The sequence below is a fragment of the Ruminococcus sp. genome, from assembly GCF_019423705.1.
Taxonomy (GTDB): Bacteria; Bacillota; Clostridia; order Oscillospirales; family Ruminococcaceae; genus Hominimerdicola.
Window position 1 is genome coordinate 234,520 of sequence record NZ_JAHZAX010000002.1, and the last position, 25,817, is coordinate 260,336.

Here is a 25,817-nt window from a genome sequence, read left to right on the forward strand (position 1 = left end):
GTAGCTATGTCTGTTTACCGTATTTACGTTGAAAAAAAGCCTGAATTTGCCGTTGAAGCAAATTCTCTTATCAGCGGTATCAAATCAGCCCTTGGTCTTGAGAACCTTGCAGGTCTGAGAGTTATAAACCGCTATGACGCAGAGGGTCTCTCAAGAGAGGATTTTGACCTTGCAACACCTGTTGTATTCTCAGAGCCTGCCGTTGATGTGACCTACGATCACCTTCCTGCAGTTAAAGTTGACGAGTTCGTTTTCGCTGTTGAGTATCTTCCAGGTCAGTTCGATCAGAGAGCCGACTCCTGCGCACAATGTATCTCCCTTCTCACAGGTGGAAAGAGACCTACTATCAAGTCCGCAAGAATCTACATTGTTTCTGGCAAGCTGACTGATGAAGAGCTTGTACAGATCAAGCACTATATGATAAACCCTGTTGAGTCAAGAGAGGCTTCATTTGACTGCTTCGATACTCTTGATATCAAGTACACTATTCCAACAACTGTAAACACAGTCGAGGGCTTTATCTATTCCACAGACGACGATCTGAAATTTATGCTCACAGACCTTGGTCTTGCAATGGACTTTGACGATATCAAGTTCTGTCAGGATTATTTCAAGAACGTTGAAAAGAGAAACCCAACTATCACAGAGATCAGAATGATCGACACATACTGGTCAGATCATTGCCGTCACACTACATTCTCCACTATAGTTGATAATGTAAACATAGATTCTGATTATATCGCTGCAACATTTGCAGATTACATCAACACAAGAAAAGACCTTTATGCAGGCAGAACTGACAAGCCTGTCACACTTATGGATCTTGCTTGTATCGGCGCAAAGCAGCTTAAAAAGGCAGGTCTGCTCAAGGATCTTGACGAGAGCGAGGAGATCAACGCTTGCTCTGTAAAGATCACAGTTGACGTTGACGGCAATCCTGAGGACTGGCTGCTTATGTTCAAGAACGAGACACACAATCACCCTACTGAGATCGAACCATTCGGCGGTGCGGCAACTTGTCTCGGCGGCGCTATCAGAGACCCTCTGTCGGGACGTTCTTACGTTTATCAGGCAATGAGAGTTACCGGCGCCGGCAATCCTCTCGTTCCGGTCGAGGACACTATCACGGGCAAGCTTCCACAGAGAAAGATCGTTGTGGGCGCTGCAAACGGCTATTCATCATACGGCAATCAGATCGGACTTGCAACAGGTCACGTTCACGAAATTTATCACCCTGGCTATGTTGCAAAGAGAATGGAGATCGGCGCTGTTGTTGGTGCTGCTCCTGCTTCAAATGTTAGACGTGAAAGACCTGAGCCTGAGGATATCGTAATTCTTCTCGGCGGCAGAACTGGCCGTGACGGCTGCGGCGGTGCAACAGGTTCTTCAAAGTCACACACGCTCCACTCTCTCGAGAGCTGCGGTGCTGAAGTTCAGAAGGGTAATGCGCCTGAGGAAAGAAAGCTTCAGAGACTGTTCAGAAATCCTGAAGTCACATCAATGATCAAGCGCTGCAACGACTTTGGCGCAGGCGGTGTTTCCGTTGCTATCGGCGAGCTTGCTGACGGACTTTCTATCAACCTTGACGCTGTTACAAAGAAGTATGACGGCCTTGACGGCACAGAGCTTGCTATATCTGAGTCACAGGAGAGAATGGCCGTTGTTATCGCAAAGAGCGATCTTGAAAAGTTTATGGCTGAGGCTGCAAAAGAAAACCTTGAAGCAACAATGGTGGCAAGAGTTACAGCTGAACCAAGACTCAAGATGAACTGGTGCGGCAACACTATCGTTGATCTTACAAGAGAGTTCCTTAATTCAAACGGCGCTGAAAAGCATACTGACATCGTTATCCCTGCACCTGTTTTCGCAAATGACGACAGCAACGAAGATACTGCTGACCGCTGGGAAGCTATGATCTCAAACCTCAACATCTGCTCACAGAAGGGTCTTGTTGAGAGATTTGACTCAACTATCGGCGCAGGCACAGTTCTTATGCCTTACGGCGGTAAATATCAGAACACACCAACACAGGCAATGGCTGCAAAGATACCTGTACTTCACGGAAATACAAAGACAACATCTATTATGGGCTGGGGTTATGATCCTTTCCTTTCATCCATCAGCCCATATCACGGCGCAATGAGCGCAGTTGTTGAGTCTATCGCAAAGGTAGTGGCAACAGGCGGTACATATGAAAAGTGCTGGCTCACATTCCAAGAATATTTTGAGAGAACTCAGAACAATCCTGAGCGTTGGGGCAAGCCAATGGCTGCTTTACTGGGTGCTTACAAGGCACAGATCGCACTTGGCTGCGGTTCTATCGGCGGCAAGGACTCAATGTCGGGTACATTTGAGGAGATCGACGTTCCGCCGACACTTGTTTCATTCGCTGTTTCAGTCGGCGAGTCTGACAAGATAATCTCACAGGAATTTAAGAAGACCGGTTCAAAGGTAATTCTTATCAAGCCTGCATATGACGACAACAAGCTTGTTGATTTCGATTCACTCAAGGCTGTATTTGAAAAGGTCGAAAATCTTATCGCCGAGGGCAAGGTTCTTTCCTGCTGGGCCGTTTCATACGGCGGCGTTTCGGAAGCTGTTGCAAAAATGGCATTCGGTAACAAGATCGGCTTTAAGTTCACAGACAAGCTTACCGCTGAGGAGCTTTACAGAGCTTGCTATGGCGCATTTGTTATCGAACTTGCAGAGGGCGTTGAGACTGACGAGAGAGTTATCGGTGAAACAACTGAAAGCTATGAGATCGAGTCCGACAGCTATACAATAAGCCTTGACAAGCTCCAGTCACTTTGGGAGGGCAAGCTTGAGCCTGTATATCCTGTTCACGTTAACGAGCCTGCTGAAAAGCCTGAAAAATACAGCTTTAAGGCAGAAAAAAGAGTTGCACCTGCTATCAAGGTGGCAAAGCCAAAGATACTTATCCCTGTATTCCCCGGCACGAACTGCGAATATGATACAGCAAGAGCATTTGAAAAGGCTGGCGCTGAGGCTGACATTTTCGTTGTAAGAAACCTTACCGAAACAGCTATCAAGGAATCCGTTGACGCAATGGAAAAGAAGATCAAGGAATCACAGATCGTAATGCTTCCGGGCGGATTCAGCGGCGGTGACGAGCCTGACGGTTCGGGCAAGTTCATCGTTTCGTTCCTCAGAAACCCAAGACTTACAGACGCTATCCACGATCTGCTCAAGAACAGAGACGGACTTATGCTTGGTATCTGCAACGGCTTTCAAGCTCTTATCAAGCTGGGTCTTGTACCATACGGCGAGATCAGAGATATGAGAGACGATTCACCTACACTTACATTCAACACCATTGCAAGACACCAGTCCAAGATGGTAAATACAAGGATCGCTTCAAACAAGTCGCCTTGGCTTGCAGGCTGCGAAGTTGGCGATGTCCACAATGTTGCGATTTCACACGGTGAAGGCCGTTTCGTTGCAACAGCTGAAGAGATCGCACAGCTTGCTGCAAACGGACAGATCGCTACGCAATACGTTGACTTTGACGGCGAGCCTACATTCGATATCCAATGCAACCCGAACACATCGTTCCAAGCTATCGAGGGTATCACATCACCTGACGGCCGTGTATTCGGTAAAATGGGTCACTCAGAGCGTAAGGGCTGCTGCATTTCAAAGAACGTTCCCGGTGAAAAGGATCAGAAGATATTTGAAAGCGGCGTAGCTTACTTCAAGTAATCAAAGCAAAATACTTAAAGGGCGGAAAAATCTCCGCCCTTTGTTATATCAAAATGGTGAAACTATGCAGAACATAAAATATGTTATCATCTACCTTGCGGCGATGAGCCTTGTGACATTCATACTTTTCGGCGCAGACAAGCACAAGGCTAAAGCCCACAAGTGGCGTATCCCCGAGAAAACGCTCCTTGGTATCAGTTTGCTGGGTGGATTTGTTGGCGGCTTTATAGGAATGGAATTTTTCCGCCACAAGACAAAGCATTGGTATTTTTACGCCGTAATGCTTGTCTCCCTTATCCTATGGGCGTTTGTTTTATACAAGCTTATCAGGGCATAAAATTAGGAGAGTATCTTGATTGATACTCTCCTTTTTGTTTACTTATTCTTCCGCTGCGATAAGACCCATAATATCGCCGATCATTGACTGCGGCAGCTGATATCTTTCTCTTTCGCCGTCCTCATTTGCTACAACGAAATTGTGGACTTCTCTGCCGTCGGCACTTTCCCAGCCGTACTGTGTAATGTCTATTATACAGATAGGTTCGGCATTTTCATTATCGTCCCACTTTTCTTTATAAATCTCGTAAGCGTTTCCACCGCCATATTCTAAGCCATCAATGTATGGATAGTCCTTGTAAACTGCCATTGCATTGTCTATCCATTGATCTATTAGGTCGATCGTCTCAGGGTCTGTTATCTCAACAGGCTCTTGATTATCATACTCAGTTGGTGATTGACCATAATAATGATAAATATAATATGGCTGAACGTCAGTTTCGATCGCTGTATCGCCACTTGAAACATCATCGACCGCAGAGCTATTATTGTCCACAGGGCTGATATTCAAATTGTATAGCACGATATTCTTAACGTTGTTATAGTCGATAGGAAATTGCGCCGTGTCATAATATGCCGTGTATGAACCATCATCGTTGGCTTTGAGATTGAATCTAGTGAAATTAATAGCTTTCTCCGTGCCGTCTGACATTATCAGCTTGATAGGATCATAATTCTTGTTAGGGTCATAATCATCAAATTCTTTTTTTCGAGTCTCTTCATCTAAAATTATAACAGACGGGTCAATGGCTTCTCTCAATGTGTCGATATCGGCGTCTGAGGTAAAAGTAACGTCCAGACCGGAAGCATTAAAGCTTACGTTTTGGATATCCAGCTTAAATGGGTCAACGCCGCAGGTATACCATTGTGTCTCGCCGTTTTCGACTGATATTCCCGTATATTCACCATCTGTCCATAAAGTCATCATAGCGGTATAATTAAGCTCATATGCTGTTTGGCCAATATGAAAACTTGAAACATAGACGTCGTAATTTGTATTTGCAACATAGCGATCTATTGCGGTGCCGTCATCAGCTACGGTGAGAAATGAACAGCTCAGAAAAGCGACGGCATAATCGCCGCAATTATAAGCGTAGCTCCAAGCCATATCGTAGGGATTTGAATAATAATCCGGCATATCAGTATAGCCCGGTTCGAAATTTACAGTCAGATCTTCATTTTCCGCACCGTCAAGCTCGCCGTTTTTCGGGATAAACACAAACGCCACGGTCGCATATGGGTCGTGGTCGATAACGCCTGCCACACGGACTTCAAAATTATCGTTCTCGTCATAGTTGCCGACTTTTTTATCAAGTATCGTCAACTGGCTTCCCAGCGTGGAGATATCGTATCCCTTGTCATCGTAGACTTTTTTGAGATACTGATAATTCTCTTCATAAACCTCAGTATGCACGGGCTCGACCTGTGGATCTGCACCTTCTGATTTTGCTTCTGTATTTGATTCTGAATTTGCAGCCGAACCTGTTTCAATATTATTGCCCTGCCCATAAAGAAACGCTCCGCCGCCGATACAGATAGCAAGCGCCGCCGCAGCCGCAATAAATCCGCCACGCTTTTTCACCTTTGCAGGCTTCACGTTCGCCACGATCTTTTCTTCTCTTTTGTCCTCGATAATTGCGTTATTGTTTTTCATATTCTCCGCCCCCTTCAAAGCGTCAAAAATGCGTTTCTTTCCAACGTCGGAGCATTTCACAGCACTGAATTTTTCTTTTATGATATTCTCAAATTCTCTGTCAGTCATAGCTGTTCCTCCAATCGCTTTTTAAGCCTCTTTCGTCCTCTGTGAAGATATGAAAATACCGTTGACTCCCTGCACTTTAAAAGCCTCGCTATCTCAGCCCCCGAGTAGCCCTCATAATAATGAAGATATATGGCTGTTTTCTCTTTTTCGGGCAGCTTCATAATCTCCTCCATTATGCTGTCGGGCTTGTCCTCTGCGGCGATGTTTTCTGCTTCTGACAAGCTCAGATGTTTGCGATAGACACGGCGCAGCATACTTTTGCATACGTTCTGTGCCGTGATGATGAGCCAAGCTTTTTCGTGCTGGGCGCTGTCAAATTCGCCGCCAAACTCTATGTACTTCAAAAACACTTGTTGGCAGGCGTCCTCGCTGTCCGCCCTGTTACCATTAAAATACAGATAGCAAATGCGATAGACCATATCGAAATACGCCTCATAAACCGCAGAAATATTCTTCTCCTTCACTAAACCACCCCTTATGAAGTGCCGCCGAAGGGGACGGCGACGCTTTTATTTGGTTTCATATATAAAACGCATCACAGCCCCAAAACCTTGCAGCCGCCACATATTTTTTCACATCTTATAACTTTTTGTCGTAATACTCCTGCGACCCTTTAAGAAATTTCTCCGCCTGCCGCCTTGAATTAAAGCGTATCACCTTTACATGAGGGTATTTCTCAAGAAGTTTTTCAGTCCTCTCTGCATTATCATTTTCAAAGCCTGCTATAAACCTTACAAAGTCCAAATCAAATCTCTCGCTGCACCCCTCTGCCATATCAATGCGTTTCTTTCCCAATTTGCCCTTTATCAAACGTGAAAAATATCCGTATAAACAAGCTGCTGTACTGAGCCTAAATCTGAAAACGACTTGAGCCTTTTCCAAACGTTTCTCCATTGTCCTTGAATAATTTCCGTCAATTATCCAGCTATCCTTTTTAAGCACCTCGTCAAGCTGTCTGTCAAATTCATTGCGGCTGACCTCTTTCCAGCCTGCTCTCCAATTAAGCCTATCAAGGTGTGTGACTTCTATTCCTGTTATTCTCGCAAGTTCTAACGCAAAAGTTGATTTTCCCGACCCCGAGCAGCCTATTACCATTATTCTTTTCATTCTTCCTCCAATTCCTGATCTCATATAAGCAACGCAGACCTAAAGTATACCACAATTTGCAAACCAAAACAACCCTGTCGTTCAAATTTGTTGATATGCCTAATCTGAGCCAATGCCATTTGTATATTCTGACAGAACGATATTACACAGTTCTTACACCCGATACTTGCGTTTTTGACGGTGTTGTGCTATAATATATTATGTATATGTATGATTCGATGACCAAAGGAGGCTATTTTATGGATCAGCTTATCAAATTACTGAAAAATAACGCAAGGATCACAAACAGCGAGCTTGCCGTGCTTCTTGACAAATCAGAAGAGCAGGTCGCCGCTGATATCGCTAAGCTTGAAGCAGAAGGCGTTATAAAGGGCTATTCCGCTATCGTTGACGAAAGCGCTTATGACCCCAATTCGGTCTTTGCACTTATAGAACTTAAAGTCACACCGCAATCACAGTCAGGCTTTGATGAGATCGCTAATCAGATTGCAAGCTATGAACAGGTGGAATCAGTCCGCCTTATGTCGGGCGCTTATGACATAATCGTTGCCGTGAATGGCGCAAATATCAGAGATATCTCGCAGTTCGTTTCACAAAGACTTGCGACTATCGACGCCGTTCAGTCCACCGCAACACATTTCGTGCTCAAGGTCTACAAGGACAACGGCATTATGATAAGTACAGACGATAAAGATGAAAGAGGTTTGATCTCACCGTGATAGATTATAATAAAGTGCTCACCCCTGCTATCAAAGAAATGAAGCCGTCGGGCATACGAAAGTTTTTCGATATCGCTCAGCAGCTTGACGATGTTATTTCTCTTGGCGTTGGCGAGCCGGATTTCAAAACGCCCTGGCTTATCCGTCAGGAAGCTATCTCAACTCTCGAGAAAGGCAAGACCTGTTACACGGCTAATGCCGGTCTTATGACCCTCAGAGAAGAGATTGCAAAATATTTTCAGCGCACTATCCACACAAGCTATGACCCTAACAAGGAGATAATCGTGACAGTCGGCGGCTCTGAGGCTATCGACCTTACTATCAGATGTCTCGTTCAGCCGGGCGATGAAGTGCTCATCGTTGAGCCGTCATTCGTCTGTTATCGTCCGATCGTTTCACTTTGCGGCGGCGTACCTGTCGTTATCGAAACTAGGGAAGAGAACGAGTTCAGACTTACGGCTGAGGAACTTCGTGAAAAGATAACCGACAAGACAAAGCTTCTTGTACTGCCATATCCTAACAATCCAACAGGTGCAATAATGCGCCGTGAAGATCTTGAAGCTATCGCACAGGTGCTCAAGGACACGAACATTGTTGTGGCTTCGGACGAGATATATTCCGAGCTTACATATTCGGGCAAGCATTGCTCTATCGCCGAGATCGAGGGTATGCGTGAGCGCACAATTGTCATAAACGGCTTCTCAAAAAGCTTTGCAATGACAGGCTGGCGGCTTGGCTTCCTTGGCGGACCAAAAGAGCTTGTTTCGCAAATGCTCAAACTCCACCAGTATGCGATTATGTCATCGCCGACGGTCAGCCAGTACGCTGCTATCGTGGCAATGCAAAGCTGCGAGAAGGACATTGAAAAAATGCGCAACGAATACAACATCCGCCGCCGTTTCGTGGTGGATTCCTTCAACAAGCTGGGGCTGAAATGCTTCGCTCCCCAGGGCGCATTTTACGTTTTCCCCTGTATCAAGCAGACAGGTATGACCAGCGCTGATTTCTGCGAAAAGCTTGTTTATACAAAGAAAGTTGCAGTTGTTCCCGGCGACGCTTTCGGCGAATGCGGCGAGGGCTATATTCGTGTTTCATACGCTTATTCACTCAATCATCTTCGTGAAGCTATCAAACGTATCGGCGAATTTTTAGAGGATATCAAAAATGGTAACGTGCAATAATTTGAAGATAAAGGCATACGGCAAGCTCAATCTCGCCCTTGACATTGTTGGCAGGCGTGATGACGGCTATCATATGCTCAACACCATTATGCAGTCGGTGAGCTGCTATGATCTTATCGACATAACGCTTGCCGAGGGTGAGGGCATTGAGATACGCTGTGATCTCGAGTTTTTTCCCACAGGCGAGGACAATATTATGACAAAGGCGGTTCACGCTTTCAAGGCTTACACAGGCATTGACTACGGCTGCAAGATCATTTTCACCGTGGAGAAAAATCTTCCCTCACAGGCAGGAATGGGCGGCGGAAGCGCTGACTGCGCCGCAGTTTTGCAGGGGCTCAACTTCATTTTCGATACAAAGCTCACAGACGAACAGCTCTGCGAGATCGGTGTTAAGCTGGGCGCTGACGTACCTTTCTGCATTGTTGGCGGAACGCAGCTTTGCCAAGGTGTTGGCGAGATACTCAGCCGACTTCCCTCACCCGATTGCTGGTTCGTTGTCGTTAAGCCCGATGTTGGCATTTCAACGCCTGAGGCTTTCAAAAAATACGACAGTATCGTCAACCCCAAGCGCTGCAATATGGACGTTATGCTTAGGGCGCTGGGCGAGAAAAATCTGCTTAGAATGTGTCCAAATATGTTCAACGTGCTTGAATACGCCGCTGAGTGCGATGAGATATCCAAAGCAGAGGCTGAGCTTAAAAGCGTTGGCGCACTTTCCGCAATGATGACAGGCAGCGGCTCGGCAATCTATGGCGTTTTCTTTGACGAGCAGAGCGCACAGACAGCATTTGAAAAGCTTTCAGACTGGAAGTACAAATGCGTTTGCAAGCCTGTCAAGCAGGGTTATGAGTTTGTTTATTGACAAAATTATCAAGGGGTATGATTATGAGAAACAAAAATAAGTGCAGGATATGCGGATATCGCTTCAAAAGTCCTGACGAAATTATCTGTCCTGAGTGCTTCACAGCCCGTGACGATGACGTGAGCTGTTCAAACTATTCGGACGATCTTCACAGCCACGACCTCCGTGACAACAATTATTTCGGCTCGCCCGAGAACGACACTTTCAAAGAAAAGAAAAACGACTTTGTCGCCGAAGAGCGCAAAGAAGAGGCCGCCGACAAAAATTTCCGCAGCCAAAATAACGGCAGCGCAAACACTTTCAATTCGCCTTTCGGACAGCAGAGCGGCTACAACTCCACCCGAGAGCAGAAGCTTGCAGCCATACGATCCAACGCTTCAAATTATCAGAGCACGTTCAACAGCAACATCGCTTCAAACCCGATCGTGAACAGGCAATTCAACAGCGCCTCACCAAAAAAGCAAAACAGAGGTTGTCTTGTTGCGGTGGTGATCTTCTTTATTGCGGTGTTTATCGTGCCATTTGCTGTGGCGCTGATCGAGGCGTTTTCATCGGAAAACAGCTATAATTACGATGATGACTATGATTATTCCTATGTTGAAGATGAATACACGGCGTCCCATGACAAGATCGGCTCTTCCCTGCCCTCAGATTATGGCGATTATACTGTGACATATTCGGGGCTTTCAACAACGACTATCAACAAGAGCGACCTCACCGCCGAACAGCAGAACACTATCACCGAGGGTTTGGACGAGAACGACACCTTCAAGGCCGTGACTGTGACACTTTATGTTGAGCCGGAAGACGATGACACACAGGTCAAGCTTTCAAGCGCTTTCACATATTCCACCAGCGACGACGGAACAGGCTATGTTTCGGCAAATGGCATTGCCGCAGAGGGCGATATGGACACATATTATGACGATCATTACTACACCATAACTTTCTACACTTTGCCAGACGCAACCGAGCTTAACATTTACGCCATTTTTCAGGACAGCGATTTTATGTCAAACAGCTTCACTTTCAGCATTGACCTTTCAGACGCCGACAATTCAGCCGACCTTTCAAACATCAGCGGAGTTAAAACGGCGGTATGAGCGATATTCTAAAAAGCTGCGCCCTTTGCCCGAGAGAGTGCAAGGTCAACAGATATGAGCGCAAGGGCTTTTGCGGAGAAGACGCAACCGTGCGCATTGCCCGTGCGGAGCTCCATCAATGGGAAGAGCCGTGCATTAGCGGCAAAAATGGTTCGGGAACTGTGTTCTTTTCGGGGTGCTGCCTCAAATGCTGCTTCTGTCAGAATTACGAAATATCCGCAGAGGGCAAGGGCTTTGAGCTCACCGAGCAGGAGCTTGCGGAGACTTTTCTGCGGCTGCAAGATATGGGTGCGCACAACATCAACCTTGTGAACCCGACTCACTTTGTTCCGCAGATAATTACAGCGCTGGATATCTGCAAGGATAGTCTGCATATCCCAGTTGTTTACAATACAGGTGGTTATGATAAGCCCGAAACGCTGGAGCTTTTAGGCGACAGGGTGAAGATTTTTCTGCCCGATCTGAAATATTCTGACCCACAGCTTTCGGCGGATTATTCCAAAGCTTCCGATTATTTTGAAGCTACGGCAAAAGCTATCCGCAAAATGGTGGATATTGCGGGCAAACCTGTTTTTGATGAAAACGGGATAATGCAAAGAGGCGTTATCGTGCGGCATTTGGTGCTTCCAACGCACCGCAAGGATTCTATCAAGCTTATGGAATGGCTGGGAGAAAACTTCGCAAAAGATGAAATTATGGTCAGCCTTATGAGCCAGTTCACGCCCGTTTACAAGGCATTCGATCACAAAGAGCTTTGCCGAAAGACTGCGACTTTTGAATACAATTCAGTTATCGACGTGGTGAACAAGTACGGCTTTAACGGATTTATTCAGAGCAGAACTTCCGCAAACGCTGACTTTATCCCCCAATTTTATGATGAAAAATATTATTGATCGCATTTCCGTCAAGTGACCCTTGGCGGAATTTTTTTGTAATAAAATTGTTATACAATCACTATTGACTTTTTGCACAAAAAAGTTTATAATATAAACATAGAGTTTGGATCAACAAACTTTATCATTCATCATTCGCCAACAGTTTTGACAGGTTAATTTTGAAAAGAGGTTATGCCAATGTCAAAGGCTTTCGGTTCAAGATACTCTATTGAAAAATCTGAGCAAGCCAAAGAGTATTTTGAGTTTGTAAAGGACCTGCTTGACAGCGATGTTGTAAACGAAATGAAGAATTTTCGACATCATTACAGTACCACCTGCTATCAGCATTGTCTGAATGTTTCTTATTATAATTATCTTGTGTGCAGAAAGCTGGGGCTAAATTCCCGTTCGGCCGCAAGAGCCGGGCTTCTCCACGATCTGTTTTTGTACGATTGGAGAGAGCGTGAAAAGAAAAAAGGCGAAATGCCTCACGGAATGACCCACCCAAAGGTCGCCCTCAACAATGCAAAGCAGCATTTTGAGATCGGCAAGCGAGAGGAAGATATGATCGTCAAGCATATGTGGCCGCTGACGCTGAAATTCCCAAAGTACGCTGAGTCTTATGTTATCGTGTGTATCGACAAGTACGCAGCTATGCTGGAGATCGGTTCATACTGGGGTCAGAAAATGAAAGAAAAAGCTAGAAGCTTGAAACAGCACTAATGCAAACGGGACAGGATATTGCCTGCCCCGTTTTTTGATGTTCATATCATAATAATTTAAACAATACAAAAAGGCGCCCTGCTGAGATTTACCCCAGCAAGGCGCTTTTCCCGTCTGTCAGGCAAAACAAACGGTTATTGGTGTTAGTGAATATCGTTATAAAGTGCGATGTATGCCTTAGCAGATTTTTCCCAGCTAAAGTCCTGCTTGAGCGCTGTATTCACAAGTCTGCCCCATTTCATCTTGTCGTCGTAATAAGCTCTCGCTCTAACGACTGCGTCAAGCATATCGTGGGCGTTGTATGACTTGAATGTGAAGCCGTTTCCGCCCTTGTCACCGGCGTCGTGGATACTGTCTCTCAGTCCGCCCGTCTCTCTTACGATCGGGATAGTGCCGTACCTAAGGGAGATCATCTGAGCCAAGCCGCAAGGCTCGCTCTGGGAAGGCATAAGGAACATATCAGCGCCTGCGTAAATTTTCTTTGAAAGTTCAGGAACGAAACCGATAGTCAGACCAACTCTGTCAGGATAGCGATAGTGCATTTCGCTGAAAAAGTCCTCGTATATCTTCTCGCCCGAACCGAGAATGGCAAATTTGCAGCCAAGTCTGATGATATCCTCGAAAACGTACTTGATAAGGTCGAGACCCTTATGAGAAACAAACCTTGTAACGATTCCGATAACAGGCTCTTTGCCGTGCGACATACCCATTTCACTGAGCAAAGCGTGCTTGCAGACAGCCTTGCCCGTTTTGTCGTTAAGACTATAATTCTTTGCTATAACAGGGTCTTTTGCAGGATCGTAGATATTCTGATCTATTCCGTTGAGAATGCCGCAAAGCTTGTACTGCTTGCCGACAAGCTCTCTGTCAAGGCCGTGCGAATACCAAGGATCGAGAATTTCCCAAGCATAGCTAGGTGAAACTGTTGTCACCTTATCAGCTGTTTCAATGGCAGCTTTCATAAAGTTTACATCGCCGTCATATGTGAGCAGATCGGTGTGATAAAGAGGGATACCCATAATATCGTTGATAAGCTCAAGACCATACTGACCCTGATACTGGATATTGTGGATCGTAAACACCGTCTTGATATCCTCATAGCCCTGCTGATAGCGATAGAAAATATCGTAATAAACAGGCACGAGCGCCGTCTGCCAGTCATTGGCGTTAATGATGTTCGGCTTGAAATCAATGTAACGGATAAGCTCCAGCACCGCTCTCGAGAAGAAAATAAATCTCTCAGCGTCGTCATAGAAGCCGTAAAGACCGTTTCGCTGGAAATAGTATTCGTTATCCAGCAGATAGTAGGTCACGCCGTTCACAACACCTGTGAACACGCCGCAATACTGATTTCTCCAGGCAACAGGCACGGTGAAATTGGTCATATAAGTAAGCTTGTCCCTTAGCTCTTGCTTAATGGAGCTGTAATACGGAATTACGACACGACAGTCGTTTCCCTCCGCATTGATCGCCGCAGGCAGAGAGCCTGCAACATCAGCAAGTCCGCCGGAAGCGATGAAAGGCAGAGCCTCACTTGCCGTATATAGTATGTTCATATCCGAACCCCTCTTTCATAATGAGATAATTCCAAAGTTATACAGAAGCGCCCTTTCCAACATACATTGGATACTGTGGCGAGCTTGTAAGGATATGATTATCGCATATTGTTACATTCTTGTCTGTGATGAGATAGTTGAGCTCAGCATTGTCGCCGACAGTTGTTCCCTGCATAAGGATACAGTTCTTGACCTTTGCGCCCTTGCCGACCTTTACGCCTCTGAACAGTACAGAGTTCTCAACTTCGCCCTCGATGATACAGCCGTCAGCGATAAGTGAATTTGTCACCTTGCTGTCGAGATCATACTTAACAGGAGCGTTGTCGCTTACCTTTGTGTAGATCGAACGCTTTGGAACGAAAAGCTGTCTAGCATTAACAGGATCAAGCAGAGCCATATTCGACTTGAAATAGCTTGCAGGGCTGTTGAGCTTGCTGAAATAGTTGCTGTATTCATAAACCTTGATCTTGAGGTCTCTGCACTTTTCCTGAAGAATGTTTCTTTCAAAGCTTACGTTGCCTCTTGCATAAGCGTCGTTGACCATATCAATAAGGAAGTCCATTGACATAACGAAAATGTTAAGGCTCGTTGTGCAAGTGCCGCTGAGTTCAGGGTTGATGAGAACGGAAGTTACGTTCTTGCCATCGTCAACGTTGAAAACTGTTGAAGTCTTGATATCGTCAGAGCTGTAAACGCCTGTGTGAGCAACGGCTGTGATATCAGCGCCGCTTTCGATGTGTGCTTCAACGATAGGCTTATAGTCGATATTTGTTACAACATCACAGTCAGAAAGGACCACATACTTAGCCATTGAATGCTTGATAAAGCTCATTGCGCCGTAAAGTGCTTCGATCCTGCCTCTGTAAAGTGTGCTGTCAACATTACCGAAAGGTGGCAGGATATAAAGTCCGCCCTTCTTTCTTGCAAGGTCCCACTCTCTTGCTGAGCCAAGGTGATCCAGCAAGGACTGATAGTTAGACTTTGTGATAACACCGACCTCACTAATGCCGCTGTTTACCATATTTGAAAGTGGGAAGTCGATAAGACGGTATCTGCCGCCGAACATTATCGAACCCATTGTTCTGTTTTTTGTCATATCGCCAAGAGTCGTGTCGTGCATATTTGCGAAAACAAGACCCAGTACATTACCCATATTTACATCCATTTTTACTCGGTCCTTTCTTAGATATTCTCATAAATTATCGCCTTAGGTGCAACAACGCTTCCCTCAGCTACTGTAAGATTGTTACCAACGACTGCAACGCCCCAAGAGTCTTTGTCCTCGATAGTTTCAGGTCTTGCGCCGATCTGAGAATTTTCTCCGATGACCGTGTTCTCGCCAACGATAGCATACTCTACCTTTGCGCCCTTCTTTACTACTGCGCCAGGCATAAGGATAGAGTCATAAATAACTGCGCCCTCTTCAACAGTAACGCCGTCAGAGATCATTGAGAACTCAACTGAGCCGTCGATAACGCAGCCCTCTGTTATCATTGAGTTCTGTACTTGTGCGTTCTTGCCGATGCTCTGAGGTGGCATAACAGGGTTTCTTGAATAGATCTTCCAGCTCGGATCGTAAAGGTCTATAGGGATATTAGGATTGATAAGATCCATATTTGCTTCCCAAAGCGAGTCGATAGTTCCAACGTCCTTCCAGTATCCGTCGAAACGATAAGCAACGAGCTTCTCGCCTGCTTCTCTCATATCAGGGATAATGTTCTTACCAAAGTCCTTAGAAGCGTCCTTATCGTTCTCGTTTGCGATAAGATAAGCTTTCAGCTTCTTCCAAGTGAATATGTAGATACCCATTGAAGCAAGTGTTGAACGTGGGTTCTTTGGCTTCTCCTCGAAGTCGATGATATTGTCATCGTCATCAGTTATCATAATGCCGAAACGTGAAGCTTCTTCCTTTGGAACGTCCAAAACTGCGATAGTAGCGTCAGCGTTCTTTGCCTTATGATAGTTGAGCATTTTGTTATAATCCATTTTGTAGATGTGGTCGCCAGAGAGAACTACAACGTACTCAGGGTCGTATCTGTCTACAAATCCGATGTTCTGATAGATAGCGTTTGCAGTACCTGAATACCAGTCAGCGCCCGAAGCGGTCTGATATGGAGGAAGCACGTGAACGCCGCCGTGAATCCTGTCGAGGTCCCAAGGCTGACCATTTCCGATGTACTCGTTGAGCACCAACGGCTGATACTGCGTCAGCACGCCGACTGTATCAATACCCGAATTAATACAGTTTGAAAGCGGAAAATCAATGATACGATACTTTGCGCCGAATGGCACGGCTGGTTTTGCAACGTTCTGTGTCAGGGCATAAAGTCTGCTGCCCTGGCCGCCTGCCAGCAACATTGCAACACATTCTTTTTTGTTGAACATAATTAATTCACCCACCAATTTTAATTTAAGTCTATTTTTCATCAGCCTTTTTGGCTGTTGACTTCTTTATTGTTTTTGCCTTTGAAGATTTCTTCACGGCTGTTTTCTTTGCCGGTGTCTTTTCCTTTGCGGCTGATTTTTTCTTAGGCTTTGGCCTTTTCTCTTTCTTAATCGTAAAATACATACAGGAGAAAGCAGGGATATCAATGCAAACAGACTGATCGAAGCCGTGCATTTTCTCGTCAACGGCCTTTACTGTGCCATTCGTGCAAGGCGAACCGTCAACTGATGAAGAGTTGAACACCTCAGTATAGCTGCCCCAATAAGGAACGCCGAAGCAATAAGATTTTCTCTCAACAGGCACGAAGTTGCAAACGATGATAAGCTCTCCGCCGCTGTTGTCGAAACGTCTGAAAATAATGATGCTCTGTCTGAAATCGTCGTTGGATATCCAGCTAAAGCCCTCCCAAGAGAAATCTCTCTCCCAAAGCTGAGGGTGGTCAAGATAGAAATGATTGAGATTTTTGGAATAGTTAAGATAATTCCTGTGGTTCTCATACTCATCGACCAAGAACCATTCAAGACCGTTCTCATAATCCCACTCTCTGAACTGGGCAAAGTCAGCGCCCATAAAGAGCAGCTTTTTGCCGGGGTGCGCCATCATATAAGCCATAAACAGCTTTGACTGCTTGAACTTATTATCGACGTCAGAGCCAAACATTTTATTGACCAGCGAAGCCTTTCCGTGAACGACCTCGTCGTGAGATATCGGAAGGATAAAGTTTTCCGAGAAAGCATAGAAGAAGGAGAACGTCAGCATATCGTGGTGGAACGCCCTATTGATAGGGTCAAGTGCCATATACTTTAGCATATCGTTCATCCAGCCCATATTCCACTTGAAGTTGAAGCCAAGTCCTCCGTCGCTGGCAGGTTTTGTTACCATTGGCCAAGATGTAGATTCCTCGGCGATCATAAGTGTGTTAGGGTTTCTGCCGAAAACTGCTGTGTTAAGGTCTTTGAAGAACTGAACTGCCTCAAGGTTTTCCTTTCCGCCGTACTTATTCGGCGTCCATTCGCCGTCTCTTCTGTCATAATCGAGGTAGAGCATTGAAGCCACGGCGTCAACTCTCAGTCCGTCGATATGATACTTTTCTATCCAGTAAAGAGCGTTTGAGATAAGGAAAGATTTAACTTCTCCCTTTGAATAGTCAAATACTCTTGTACCCCAAGTTAAGTGATCCGCCTTTTTCGGGTCGGAATATTCGTAAGCAGGGCCGCCGTCAAATTCAAAGAGTCCTGCCTCGTCTCTCGGAAAATGCGCAGGAACCCAGTCAAGGATAACGCCAATGCCTGCCAAATGAAACAAATCGACCATTTTCATAAATTCATAAGGCGTGCCGAAACGTGATGTCGGTGCAAAATAGCCAATGCCCTGATAGCCCCAGCTTCCGTCAAATGGAAACTCAGCCAGCGGCATAAGCTCGATATGGGTATAACCCATTTCCTTTATATAAGGAATGATAGTGTCAGCAAATCCGACATAAGAAAAATACTTGCCGTCTGTGCAGGTCTTCCAAGAATTGAGGTGGACTTCATAGATGTTCATAGGGGCATTATAAATGTCCTTAGACTTCTTTTCCGTCATCCACTTCTTATCGCTCCAAAGATATCCATCGATATCAAAGACCTTTGAACCTGTGTTAGGTGCGACTTCCATATGTGTGCCATAAGGGTCAGCCTTGTAATGCTTCTTATCATCGCAGCCATAAACGCAATATTTATATGTATCATAAGTCTCAAGCCCAGTCACGAAAGTTTCCCATATCTCGGAGCTGTCAAGCAGCTCCATAGGGTTTGCATTTTCGTCCCAGTTATTGAAATCGCCGATAACCGAAACAGCCTTTGCGTGTGCAGCCCAAACTCTGAAATAATAACCTTTTACGCCGTCTTTCTCGCCCTTATGGCAGCCAAGAAACTTATATGTTTCGCAGTTTGTGCCATTGTGGAAAAGATAGAGCGGGAGCTCATATTCCTTTGGAATATTATCTATCATAAATCAGCCTCCCTTGATTTTGTGAAAACCGCTGATATTTCGCAGTATCCCATATTTATATTTTAACCTTTTTTGAACATTTTTGCAATAGCTTTAGTTGTTATTCTCATATTGTCACAGATTTCAACACATCTATTTATATATTTTGCACAATAGAGTTAATTTAATAACTAAACTATTTTACGAAAATCCGAATTTGTCTCGAAAATTATACGAAAAGCTGATATATTCAACATATACATAGAATTTATTTACATATTTCAGCTATCATTTTCGTCATTGCGCAGAGATATCTTTGCCAAAATTATGGTGATATCGTCCTGCTTGCCGTTGTTATTTTGTGACAAAGCCTTTGCCCCAAGCTTGTTGACCATATCGGCGACTGAAAGCTTTGCGCTGCCGTTTGTATAAGTCGAAAGCTCACGGGCTGTGGCGTCCTCAACGCCGTCTGAGGTCATAAGTATCATATCGCCGTCAAAAAGCTTGACCTCTGTGATATCAGGCGAACAATCGGGCAAGATACCCGCAGGGAACGCTTGACCGCCTATGGACTTTATTCCGCCGTCACGGCAGAGATAGCTTTGCACCGCACCCGATTTAAGAAAATGCGCAGTCGCACCGTTAAGGTCAAGGCGCATAATATCAAGGGTTGCGAAAGACTCTTCCCAGCCCTTGACACGGAGCATTGAATTGATGAGCTTGTGGGCAGTTTCCATTGACATTCCTGACTGTATCAGCCGTGTCACAAGACTTACGGAGAACATTGAATCAAGCCGTGCCCTCTTCCCTGTTCCCATTCCGTCAGACAAGACGATGTATTTTTCATTGACGCTGGTGTCGAATATCTCAAAGCTGTCCCCAGAATATTCGCCGCTTGATGAAGCAGTGAAGCTTTTTATCTCAACGGAGAATTTCGGTATCTCCGCAAATGACATTCGGGTCATATTATCCACCCTGACGATGACGGGTATATCAAGGTCTATCTCGATCATTTCAGAAAGCGCCGCCGTCAGCCGAACAAGGTCGCCCTTGAACTCCGCCGTGATGAACACATCAACACGCTGGCAAAGGTTCTCGTCAACATACACGCAGGCCTTGACATTTGGATAGCCAAGATTTGAGAAATGCTCCCTTACCCGTGCGGAAAGCTGAGAATCAATGCTGCGCACCTGCCCTGTTCTGAATGACAGGTCGGAAAGGATATCCTCCATTGCGGAAAGCTGCTCGCTGAGAAATTCACGCATTTCACGAACACGCATTCCGTCAGCTCGCTGAGCAAGATGATCGGCGTAAAGCTCATTGAAAGTGTGGCAAAGCAGCGCTTTTCTTGAGCAGCCCCCAAGGTGCTTCTCAACGTCCCCAAGGCTGAGATTATTGTATGTGCAGACCGTTTCCTCAAGCTGGGAAAAGGCATAATCAAGGCGAGTGCTGTTCTTATGACACAAGCCATACATCTCGCAATCGCAGCAGACAGCGGACTGAACTTTCTTTGAGAGCGTCTGCTCTTTGGTGCGCTTGTCTATGGCCGCCGTGACCATTGTCAGCTGGCTTCTTATGCCGCCGAGGGTCTTTGAAGCCATATTGAGCTTTGACGAAGTTGTCTGCCCTACTAGATCAATTGAGTTTTTCACGCCCACGACTCTTTTCGCCGCCTTTTTGATAAGGGGCATTGGCACGGCAATGAACAGCAGCGAACCTATGAGCAGGTCGGTAAACATCGGGAAAGTGTCGGCATTGACACCCATTGCCACAAGGCTCACAAGAGACGTTACAAGAAATACCAGCACCATTAACAGCGTACCGAACTGCAAGAAAGCTCCGCAGATAAGCCCCGAAGTGGCCAACAGAAGAGTGTTTCTCGCAAGGCTTGGTTCACAAAGAAGTACGCCGCAGGTGGTCAGCGCACCGACGACTGCTCCGCCGATATTGCGATATCTCCTCACCGCCATAAGCATACACATCGTACCGATTATCCTGCCCACATTGACGATATGCAAAGGCAAAGCTGTGAGGGTGGACACCAGCATTATATAAAGTATGCCTGTGAACACGCCGTTTATGCCCGAAAGGTCGAACACGCCGCTGCGGCTTCTGTGGCGCTTGATAGTCAGCGCAATGAACACAATGCAGCCGCACATAAGGGAGTTTATCATTCTGAGCGAGGCGGTATATGTATCAGCAGGCAGCGCAACAGACATCACGCAGCCAAACAACATCATAGCGCCAGTCGTGAGCAGCGAGACGAACAGAGGGTCGTCCCTATGGTCGGCAGAGGGGAAAATGAGCTGCACCGCCGCCGTTACCAAAATAGCGCAGAGCTGGACAATGCCCTCGGTGAAAGTGCCGCTGACAAGATACCCCAACGCTGAGCCAAGAAAGGCAGGTATGACGTTCGCACCCGATAAAGCCGCCAGCGCCACGTTCATTGACGAGGGAAAGCCGAGTATCTTCCCGAAAGTTGCGCCGAAAGCCGCCGCCATTGTGAGCAGAGCTGTCAGCCAAGTCATACTGCCGAAAGTGTGAGTTTTTGCTGTTTGTCGAATTTTTTCCATTCCTATCACCACGTCCTGTAATTTTACCAAAATGTAATAATTACATTCTAGCAGGAATATTCAGCGAAAGGTGTCGGAATTAGGCAGGTCTATCTAAAAGCTGACCAAAATTACGGACAGCTTATTTTGCGCTTGAAAGCTCTTTGAGCTTCTCGGAAAATCTTATGAACTCTTCCATTGAAAGCGCCTCTGGGCGGACAGATGCAGGCAGGCCGCTTTCCTCGATAGCATTATTGACTGTCGCCTTATCAATGCCCATAGATGAAGAAACGGAATTTGAAAGGGTCTTTCTGCGCTGGGAGAATGCGCCTCTTGCGGTCTTGAAGAAGAACGCCTCGTCAGTCACGCCCTCGGGTGTTTTGTCCTTGACGTCAAATCTAACAACGCAGCTGTCAACATTCGGCGAGGGCATAAAGCTTCCTCTCGAGACATTGAAAAGTATTTTCGGCTGAGAGAAATAATTTATCGCCACAGTAACAGCGCCCATATCACGAGTGCCCATAGGAGCGCACAGGCGAGTGCCTGCCTCTTTCTGAACCATAACCGTGATAGACTTGATAGGCAGTCTTTCCTCCAACAACATCATCAATATCGGCGAGGTTATATAATAAGGAAGATTGGCGCAGACAGCGACTTCCATTCCCTGAAACTCCTCAGCGATAAGCTTATGCAGGTCAACTTCCATAACGTCCGCATTGATTATCTTGACGTTGTCATACTCAGCAAGGGTCTCTTCAAGGACAGGCAGCAGGCGGCTGTCTATCTCGATAGCGACCACCTTATCGGCACGCTTAGCAAGCTCATTAGTGAGCACGCCGATACCCGTACCGATCTCGATAACGCCGAAGCCCTTCTTAGCATTTCCCATTTCTGCTATCTTAGGACAGACAGTCGGATTGACAAGGAAGTTCTGTCCCAACGCTTTAGAAAAGGTAAAATTATGACGATCAAGCAAATCTTTTATTACGCCAATGTTAGATAAATTCTCCATATATGATAAAACACCTCAATATTTGTGGTAAACCGACAAAATGTTAACAAAAATATTATACCATATTAACAGACGTCTGTCAACCAAAACAAAGTGGTCAAATGAGGAATTAGGAATGTTTGGCAGGGCGCCGTCCCTTACAAGAAAATCATCGCCGCTAGACGATACCACAATTCCTCATTCCTAATTCAAACAAAGCCCGTGAACGACCCGAACAAAGCAAATTTTCCGTTATATCATCTGCAAACGCCAAATTTACGTCTTTTGCGAAGCTATTTTTTATAATAACAATACACATCGTTTTCCTATATATTTATATATTATATATTCTCTATATAGATATGGTTGTTATATTGTATATATAGGGTAAGAAAAGGGCGTATCTAAGCGGTTTGAGGGGTGTTCAACAGTGGCGTTTTTGGTTGTCCTTTGTTGTTTTGCCGTACACTTTTTGCCTCTAATATTTGCTATTTCCCAGGAAATAATATTAGCGGAGGTGATATAAAGTTATGAAAAACCAATCTTTCGCACACGGACAGGAGCTGCCTTTAGGGCTTTCTATGGCGCTGGCTCAGAACCCTGTGGCTTATGGCTATTTCGCTAAGCTCAGCCCAGAACAGAAACAGCAGATAATCGACTCTGTCCACGGCGTGCGCTCTAAAAGCGAAATGCGCCAGTTCGTTGACGGCCTCGCTGACGGCAACAGCCTTAATACGGGACTTTTCTGAAAAAGTTGGTGTAGTTAAATTTCACAATAAATCCATTATTAATACACTTAAATTTTATATAAATGTGAGTTGAAATTTATCTGCAAATATTGTACAATATTATTGTAAGGTCTTGTCCGATGATACGGAGAAATTTTAGTAAATTCGGTCTTTACCTTCGGGCAATGTCAAGCTTCTTTCGGCGTTGCCTGTGATATTGTGCAGTTTTATGTTCAGGAGAGATTTATGGCTGAGTTGCTGTGTTTTTCACCAATTACATATTCTTTCAACGGCGGATCGTCACGAATTTTCGGGTCTTGCTTTAGTTTTTCTGCACTTTTACACAAGATAATTATGCAATAACCGAACTGCAACACTAAAGTTGCAGTTTTTTGTTTACCCAAACTTTGGTTAAATATTCTGCATTGTAGAAATAAATCGCAGGATAAAAACAAAAAAGTATTTTATTTATTGGAGGTATAAAGTATGAAAAAAGTTGCAGTCATTATGGGTTCTGACAGCGATTTTCCTGTTGTAAGCAAGGCTGTTGCCGAGCTTAAAGCATACGGCGTTCCTTATGAGTGCCACGTTATGTCAGCCCACAGAACTCCTGCTCTTGCAAGCGATTTCGCTGACAAGGCCAAGGAAAACGGCTTCGGCGTAATCATTTGTGCGGCAGGTATGGCGGCTCATCTTGCAGGCGTTATCGCAGGTCACACAACTCTGCCTGTTATCGGTATCCCTTGCAAGGGTGCTAACTTCGATGGTATGGACGCTCTGCTGGCAACAGTTCAAATGCCAAGCGGTATCCCTGTTGCTACTGTTGCAGTTGACGGCGCAAAGAACGCTGCTATCCTTGCTATCCAAATGCTGGCGCTTTCTGACGAAGGTCTTGCCGAGAAGCTTGAAAAGGCTAAGCAGGATATGATCGACGGCGTTGTCGCAAAGGATAAGGCTTTGCAGGACAAGCTTGCAGCTCTTTGATCTAAGCTATATATAATAATGTAAATAATTTTATGGAGGAATAAACTTATGGAAAACATCGTAAAGACAGAACAGCTCTATGAGGGCAAGGCTAAGAAAGTATTCGCTACAAACGACCCAGACCTCGTTATCGTTGATTACAAGGACGACGCTACAGCATTCAACGGCGAAAAGAAAGGCACTATCGTTGGCAAAGGCGCTATCAACAACAAGATGACAAACTATATGTTCAAGCTTCTTGAAAAGGAAGGCGTTCCAACTCACCTCGTAGAGGAAATTTCCGACAGAGAAACTATCGTTAAGAAGGTAGAGATCGTTCCTCTGGAAGTTATCGTAAGAAACGTTGCAGCAGGCAGCTTCTCAAAGAAGCTCGGCATCGAGGAAGGCACTCCACTCAAGCAGCCAACGCTTGAATTCAGCTACAAGTGCGACGAGCTGGGCGACCCATTCATCAACAAGTATTATGCACTCGGTCTCGGTCTTGCAACTGAGGAAGAGATCGCTGATATCACAAAGTACGCTTTCAAGGTAAACGAATTTATGCTCGGCTTCTTCAAGAATATCGGTATCGACCTTATCGACTTCAAGATCGAGTTCGGCAGATTCCACGGAAAGATCCTTCTTGCAGACGAGATCTCACCTGATACTTGCCGTTTCTGGGATTCAAAGACCCACGAAAAGCTTGATAAGGACAGATTCAGAAGAGATATGGGCGGCGTAGAAGAAGCTTACCAGGAAATGATAAAGAGAGTTATGGGAGAATAGATTTATGGGCGGTTTTTTCGGAGCTGTTTCAGCTAATGACTGTATTCAGGATGTTTTCTTCGGGACCGACTACCATTCACACTTAGGCACCAGAAGGGGCGGTATGACTTCATACTCCCCCGAGCTGGGCTTTCAGAGAAATATACACAGCATTGAAAACTCACCATTTAGAACTAAATTTGAAAAAGACGTAGATAGAATGAGAGGAAATATCTGTATCGGCTGCATAAGCGACACAGACCCTCAGCCGATCATGGTCCGCTCCAAGCTTGGACTTTATGCGGTATGTTCTATCGGTATAATCACAAACGCCAACATTTTGGCGCAGGAACTTCTTGAGAAAGGCTGCGCAAACTTCGAGACAATGAGCAGCGGTGCGATCAATTCCGCAGGACTTATCGGCGCTCTTATCGCTCAGAAGGACAATTTTGTTGACGGCATTAGATATGCGCAAAGCAAGATACAAGGCACTATGTCATTGGTGCTTATGACGGAAAATTCTATCATTGCGGCAAGGGACAAGGACGGCAGACTGCCTATCATACTGGGCAAGCGTTCCGACGGCTTCTGCTTCTCGTTTGAATCTTTCGCATATCAAAAGCTTGGATATCAGACCTGTCACGAACTAAAGGCAGGCGAGATAACGAAAATAACTAAAGACGGATATGAGATACTCAGCGAGGGCACGGACAAGATGAAGATATGTACCTTCCTGTGGACTTATTACGGCTACCCGACCGCCTGCTATGAGGGCGTCAACGTTGAGCTTATGCGAACACGCAACGGCGAGATCATGGCAGAGAACGATATGAAAAACGGCAAACTGCCTGACGTTGACTTTGTGTGCGGTATCCCTGATTCGGGCGTACCTCACGCTATCGGTTATGCCAATAAGAGCGGTATCCCCTTTGCGAGACCTTTTATAAAGTACACTCCGACTTGGCCGAGAAGCTTTATGCCGACGAGCCAGTCAATGAGAAACAGAGTGGCTAAGATGAAGCTTATCCCTGTCCACGAACTTATCGAGGGCAAGAAACTGCTGTTCGTTGACGACAGTATCGTAAGAGGTACTCAGATGAGAGAAACAGTTGAATTTCTCTATGAGAACGGCGCAAAGGAAGTACATATGAGATCAGCCTGTCCGCCTATTATGTATGGCTGCAAGTATCTTAACTTCTCAAGAAGCACTTCTGAGCTCGAACTTATCGCTAGACAGATAATCGACGAGAACGAAGGTATCGAGGGAGTAAAATACATTGAAGAATACAGCAACTCAAGCACGGAGAGAGGAAAGCTCCTGCGTGACGAGATATGCAGAAGGCTGAAACTCACCTCCTTGGAGTTCCAGTCGCTTGAGGGCACGGTAAAGGCAGTTGGCAAGCCCGAATGTGAGCTTTGCAGCTACTGCTGGAACGGAAGGGAATGATTTTAAA

21 protein-coding genes are annotated in these 25,817 nt (G+C 45.5%); 12 read left to right on the forward strand and 9 right to left on the reverse strand.

The features are described from left to right. The first annotated feature begins 6 nt into the window (after positions 1-6). Together QZ371_RS02730 and QZ371_RS02735 are read left to right on the forward strand one after the other, a co-directional pair. Positions 7-3,720 (forward strand): phosphoribosylformylglycinamidine synthase, encoded by a 3,714-nt coding sequence (locus tag QZ371_RS02730; protein ID WP_295209048.1) that lies wholly within the window; start codon positions 7-9, stop codon positions 3,718-3,720. 64 nt (positions 3,721-3,784) lie between these two features. Next, positions 3,785-4,057, forward strand: a complete 273-nt coding sequence (locus tag QZ371_RS02735; protein WP_295209050.1) for a DUF1294 domain-containing protein — start codon at positions 3,785-3,787, stop codon at positions 4,055-4,057. 42 nt (positions 4,058-4,099) lie between these two features. Here QZ371_RS02735 and QZ371_RS02740 read toward each other — a convergent pair whose 3' ends face one another. The 3 genes from QZ371_RS02740 to QZ371_RS02750 all read right to left on the reverse strand — a co-directional run bounded on the left by QZ371_RS02740 (position 4,100) and on the right by QZ371_RS02750 (position 6,925). Further along, complete coding sequence (locus QZ371_RS02740) at positions 4,100-5,818, reverse strand: hypothetical protein (protein WP_295209053.1); 1,719 nt, start codon at positions 5,816-5,818, stop codon at positions 4,100-4,102. Next, positions 5,815-6,282: an RNA polymerase sigma factor gene (locus tag QZ371_RS02745; protein WP_295209056.1), complete on the reverse strand. Its 468-nt coding sequence runs from the start codon at positions 6,280-6,282 to the stop codon at positions 5,815-5,817. The genes QZ371_RS02740 and QZ371_RS02745 overlap by 4 nt, the downstream gene beginning before the upstream one ends. A 115-nt stretch (positions 6,283-6,397) precedes the next feature. Continuing rightward, positions 6,398-6,925 carry a topology modulation protein gene (locus QZ371_RS02750; RefSeq protein WP_295209058.1) on the reverse strand — a complete coding sequence of 176 codons (528 nt, stop codon included), beginning with the start codon at positions 6,923-6,925 and terminating at the stop codon, positions 6,398-6,400. A gap of 239 nt (positions 6,926-7,164) precedes the next feature. Here QZ371_RS02750 and QZ371_RS02755 point away from each other — a divergent pair, with 239 nt between their 5' ends. The 6 genes from QZ371_RS02755 (at position 7,165) to QZ371_RS02780 (ending at position 12,391) form a co-directional block, all read left to right on the forward strand. Further along, entirely contained in the window at positions 7,165-7,644 is a 480-nt protein-coding gene (locus QZ371_RS02755) for an Lrp/AsnC family transcriptional regulator (protein WP_295209060.1), read from the forward strand. Continuing rightward, positions 7,644-8,825: an aminotransferase class I/II-fold pyridoxal phosphate-dependent enzyme gene (locus tag QZ371_RS02760; RefSeq protein WP_295209171.1), complete on the forward strand. Its 1,182-nt coding sequence runs from the start codon at positions 7,644-7,646 to the stop codon at positions 8,823-8,825. The genes QZ371_RS02755 and QZ371_RS02760 overlap by 1 nt, the downstream gene beginning before the upstream one ends. Beyond that, positions 8,809-9,690: a 4-(cytidine 5'-diphospho)-2-C-methyl-D-erythritol kinase gene (ispE, locus tag QZ371_RS02765; protein WP_295209063.1), complete on the forward strand. Its 882-nt coding sequence runs from the start codon at positions 8,809-8,811 to the stop codon at positions 9,688-9,690. Before QZ371_RS02760 ends, ispE begins: the two co-directional genes overlap by 17 nt. Positions 9,691-9,713: 23 nt before the next feature. Then, a complete protein-coding gene (locus QZ371_RS02770) occupies positions 9,714-10,793 on the forward strand; it encodes a hypothetical protein (RefSeq protein ID WP_295209065.1) in 1,080 nt (359 codons plus the stop codon). Continuing rightward, positions 10,790-11,686 carry a radical SAM protein gene (locus tag QZ371_RS02775; protein ID WP_295209067.1) on the forward strand — a complete coding sequence of 299 codons (897 nt, stop codon included), beginning with the start codon at positions 10,790-10,792 and terminating at the stop codon, positions 11,684-11,686. The genes QZ371_RS02770 and QZ371_RS02775 overlap by 4 nt, the downstream gene beginning before the upstream one ends. 180 nt (positions 11,687-11,866) lie before the next feature. Beyond that, on the forward strand, positions 11,867-12,391 hold the full coding sequence (locus QZ371_RS02780; protein ID WP_295209069.1) for an HDIG domain-containing metalloprotein: 525 nt from the start codon (positions 11,867-11,869) through the stop codon (positions 12,389-12,391). 143 nt (positions 12,392-12,534) lie between these two features. Here the strand turns inward: QZ371_RS02780 and QZ371_RS02785 are convergent, their stop codons facing one another. The 6 genes from QZ371_RS02785 to rsmA all read right to left on the reverse strand — a co-directional run bounded on the left by QZ371_RS02785 (position 12,535) and on the right by rsmA (position 21,928). Next, on the reverse strand, positions 12,535-13,947 hold the full coding sequence (locus QZ371_RS02785; protein ID WP_295209072.1) for a glycogen/starch synthase: 1,413 nt from the start codon (positions 13,945-13,947) through the stop codon (positions 12,535-12,537). 37 nt (positions 13,948-13,984) lie between these two features. Further along, positions 13,985-15,112, reverse strand: coding sequence for a glucose-1-phosphate adenylyltransferase subunit GlgD (gene glgD / locus QZ371_RS02790; RefSeq protein WP_295209075.1), 1,128 nt, complete (start codon positions 15,110-15,112; stop codon positions 13,985-13,987). 17 nt (positions 15,113-15,129) lie between these two features. Beyond that, on the reverse strand, positions 15,130-16,332 hold the full coding sequence (locus QZ371_RS02795) for a glucose-1-phosphate adenylyltransferase (RefSeq protein WP_295209078.1): 1,203 nt from the start codon (positions 16,330-16,332) through the stop codon (positions 15,130-15,132). 31 nt (positions 16,333-16,363) lie between these two features. Then, the gene (glgB, locus tag QZ371_RS02800) at positions 16,364-18,385 is read right to left on the reverse strand and encodes a 1,4-alpha-glucan branching protein GlgB (RefSeq protein ID WP_295209080.1); all 2,022 of its coding nucleotides are present in this window, start codon (positions 18,383-18,385) and stop codon (positions 16,364-16,366) included. Between the two features lie 260 nt (positions 18,386-18,645). Further along, positions 18,646-20,937, reverse strand: a complete 2,292-nt coding sequence (locus QZ371_RS02805; RefSeq protein WP_295209083.1) for a SpoIIE family protein phosphatase — start codon at positions 20,935-20,937, stop codon at positions 18,646-18,648. Between the two features lie 121 nt (positions 20,938-21,058). After that, positions 21,059-21,928: a 16S rRNA (adenine(1518)-N(6)/adenine(1519)-N(6))-dimethyltransferase RsmA gene (gene rsmA, locus QZ371_RS02810; protein WP_295209086.1), complete on the reverse strand. Its 870-nt coding sequence runs from the start codon at positions 21,926-21,928 to the stop codon at positions 21,059-21,061. 509 nt (positions 21,929-22,437) lie between these two features. Between rsmA and QZ371_RS02815 the strand changes: the two genes are divergently transcribed. From QZ371_RS02815 to QZ371_RS02830, 4 genes are all read left to right on the forward strand, one after another. Next, a complete protein-coding gene (locus QZ371_RS02815; RefSeq protein WP_295209089.1) occupies positions 22,438-22,656 on the forward strand; it encodes a YdeI/OmpD-associated family protein in 219 nt (72 codons plus the stop codon). Between the two features lie 465 nt (positions 22,657-23,121). Beyond that, positions 23,122-23,619 carry a 5-(carboxyamino)imidazole ribonucleotide mutase gene (purE, locus tag QZ371_RS02820; protein WP_041337200.1) on the forward strand — a complete coding sequence of 166 codons (498 nt, stop codon included), beginning with the start codon at positions 23,122-23,124 and terminating at the stop codon, positions 23,617-23,619. A 48-nt stretch (positions 23,620-23,667) separates the two neighbouring features. Further along, a complete protein-coding gene (purC, locus tag QZ371_RS02825) occupies positions 23,668-24,384 on the forward strand; it encodes a phosphoribosylaminoimidazolesuccinocarboxamide synthase (RefSeq protein ID WP_295209094.1) in 717 nt (238 codons plus the stop codon). A gap of 4 nt (positions 24,385-24,388) precedes the next feature. Beyond that, positions 24,389-25,810 carry an amidophosphoribosyltransferase gene (locus QZ371_RS02830; protein WP_295209097.1) on the forward strand — a complete coding sequence of 474 codons (1,422 nt, stop codon included), beginning with the start codon at positions 24,389-24,391 and terminating at the stop codon, positions 25,808-25,810. Positions 25,811-25,817 lie beyond the last annotated feature (7 nt).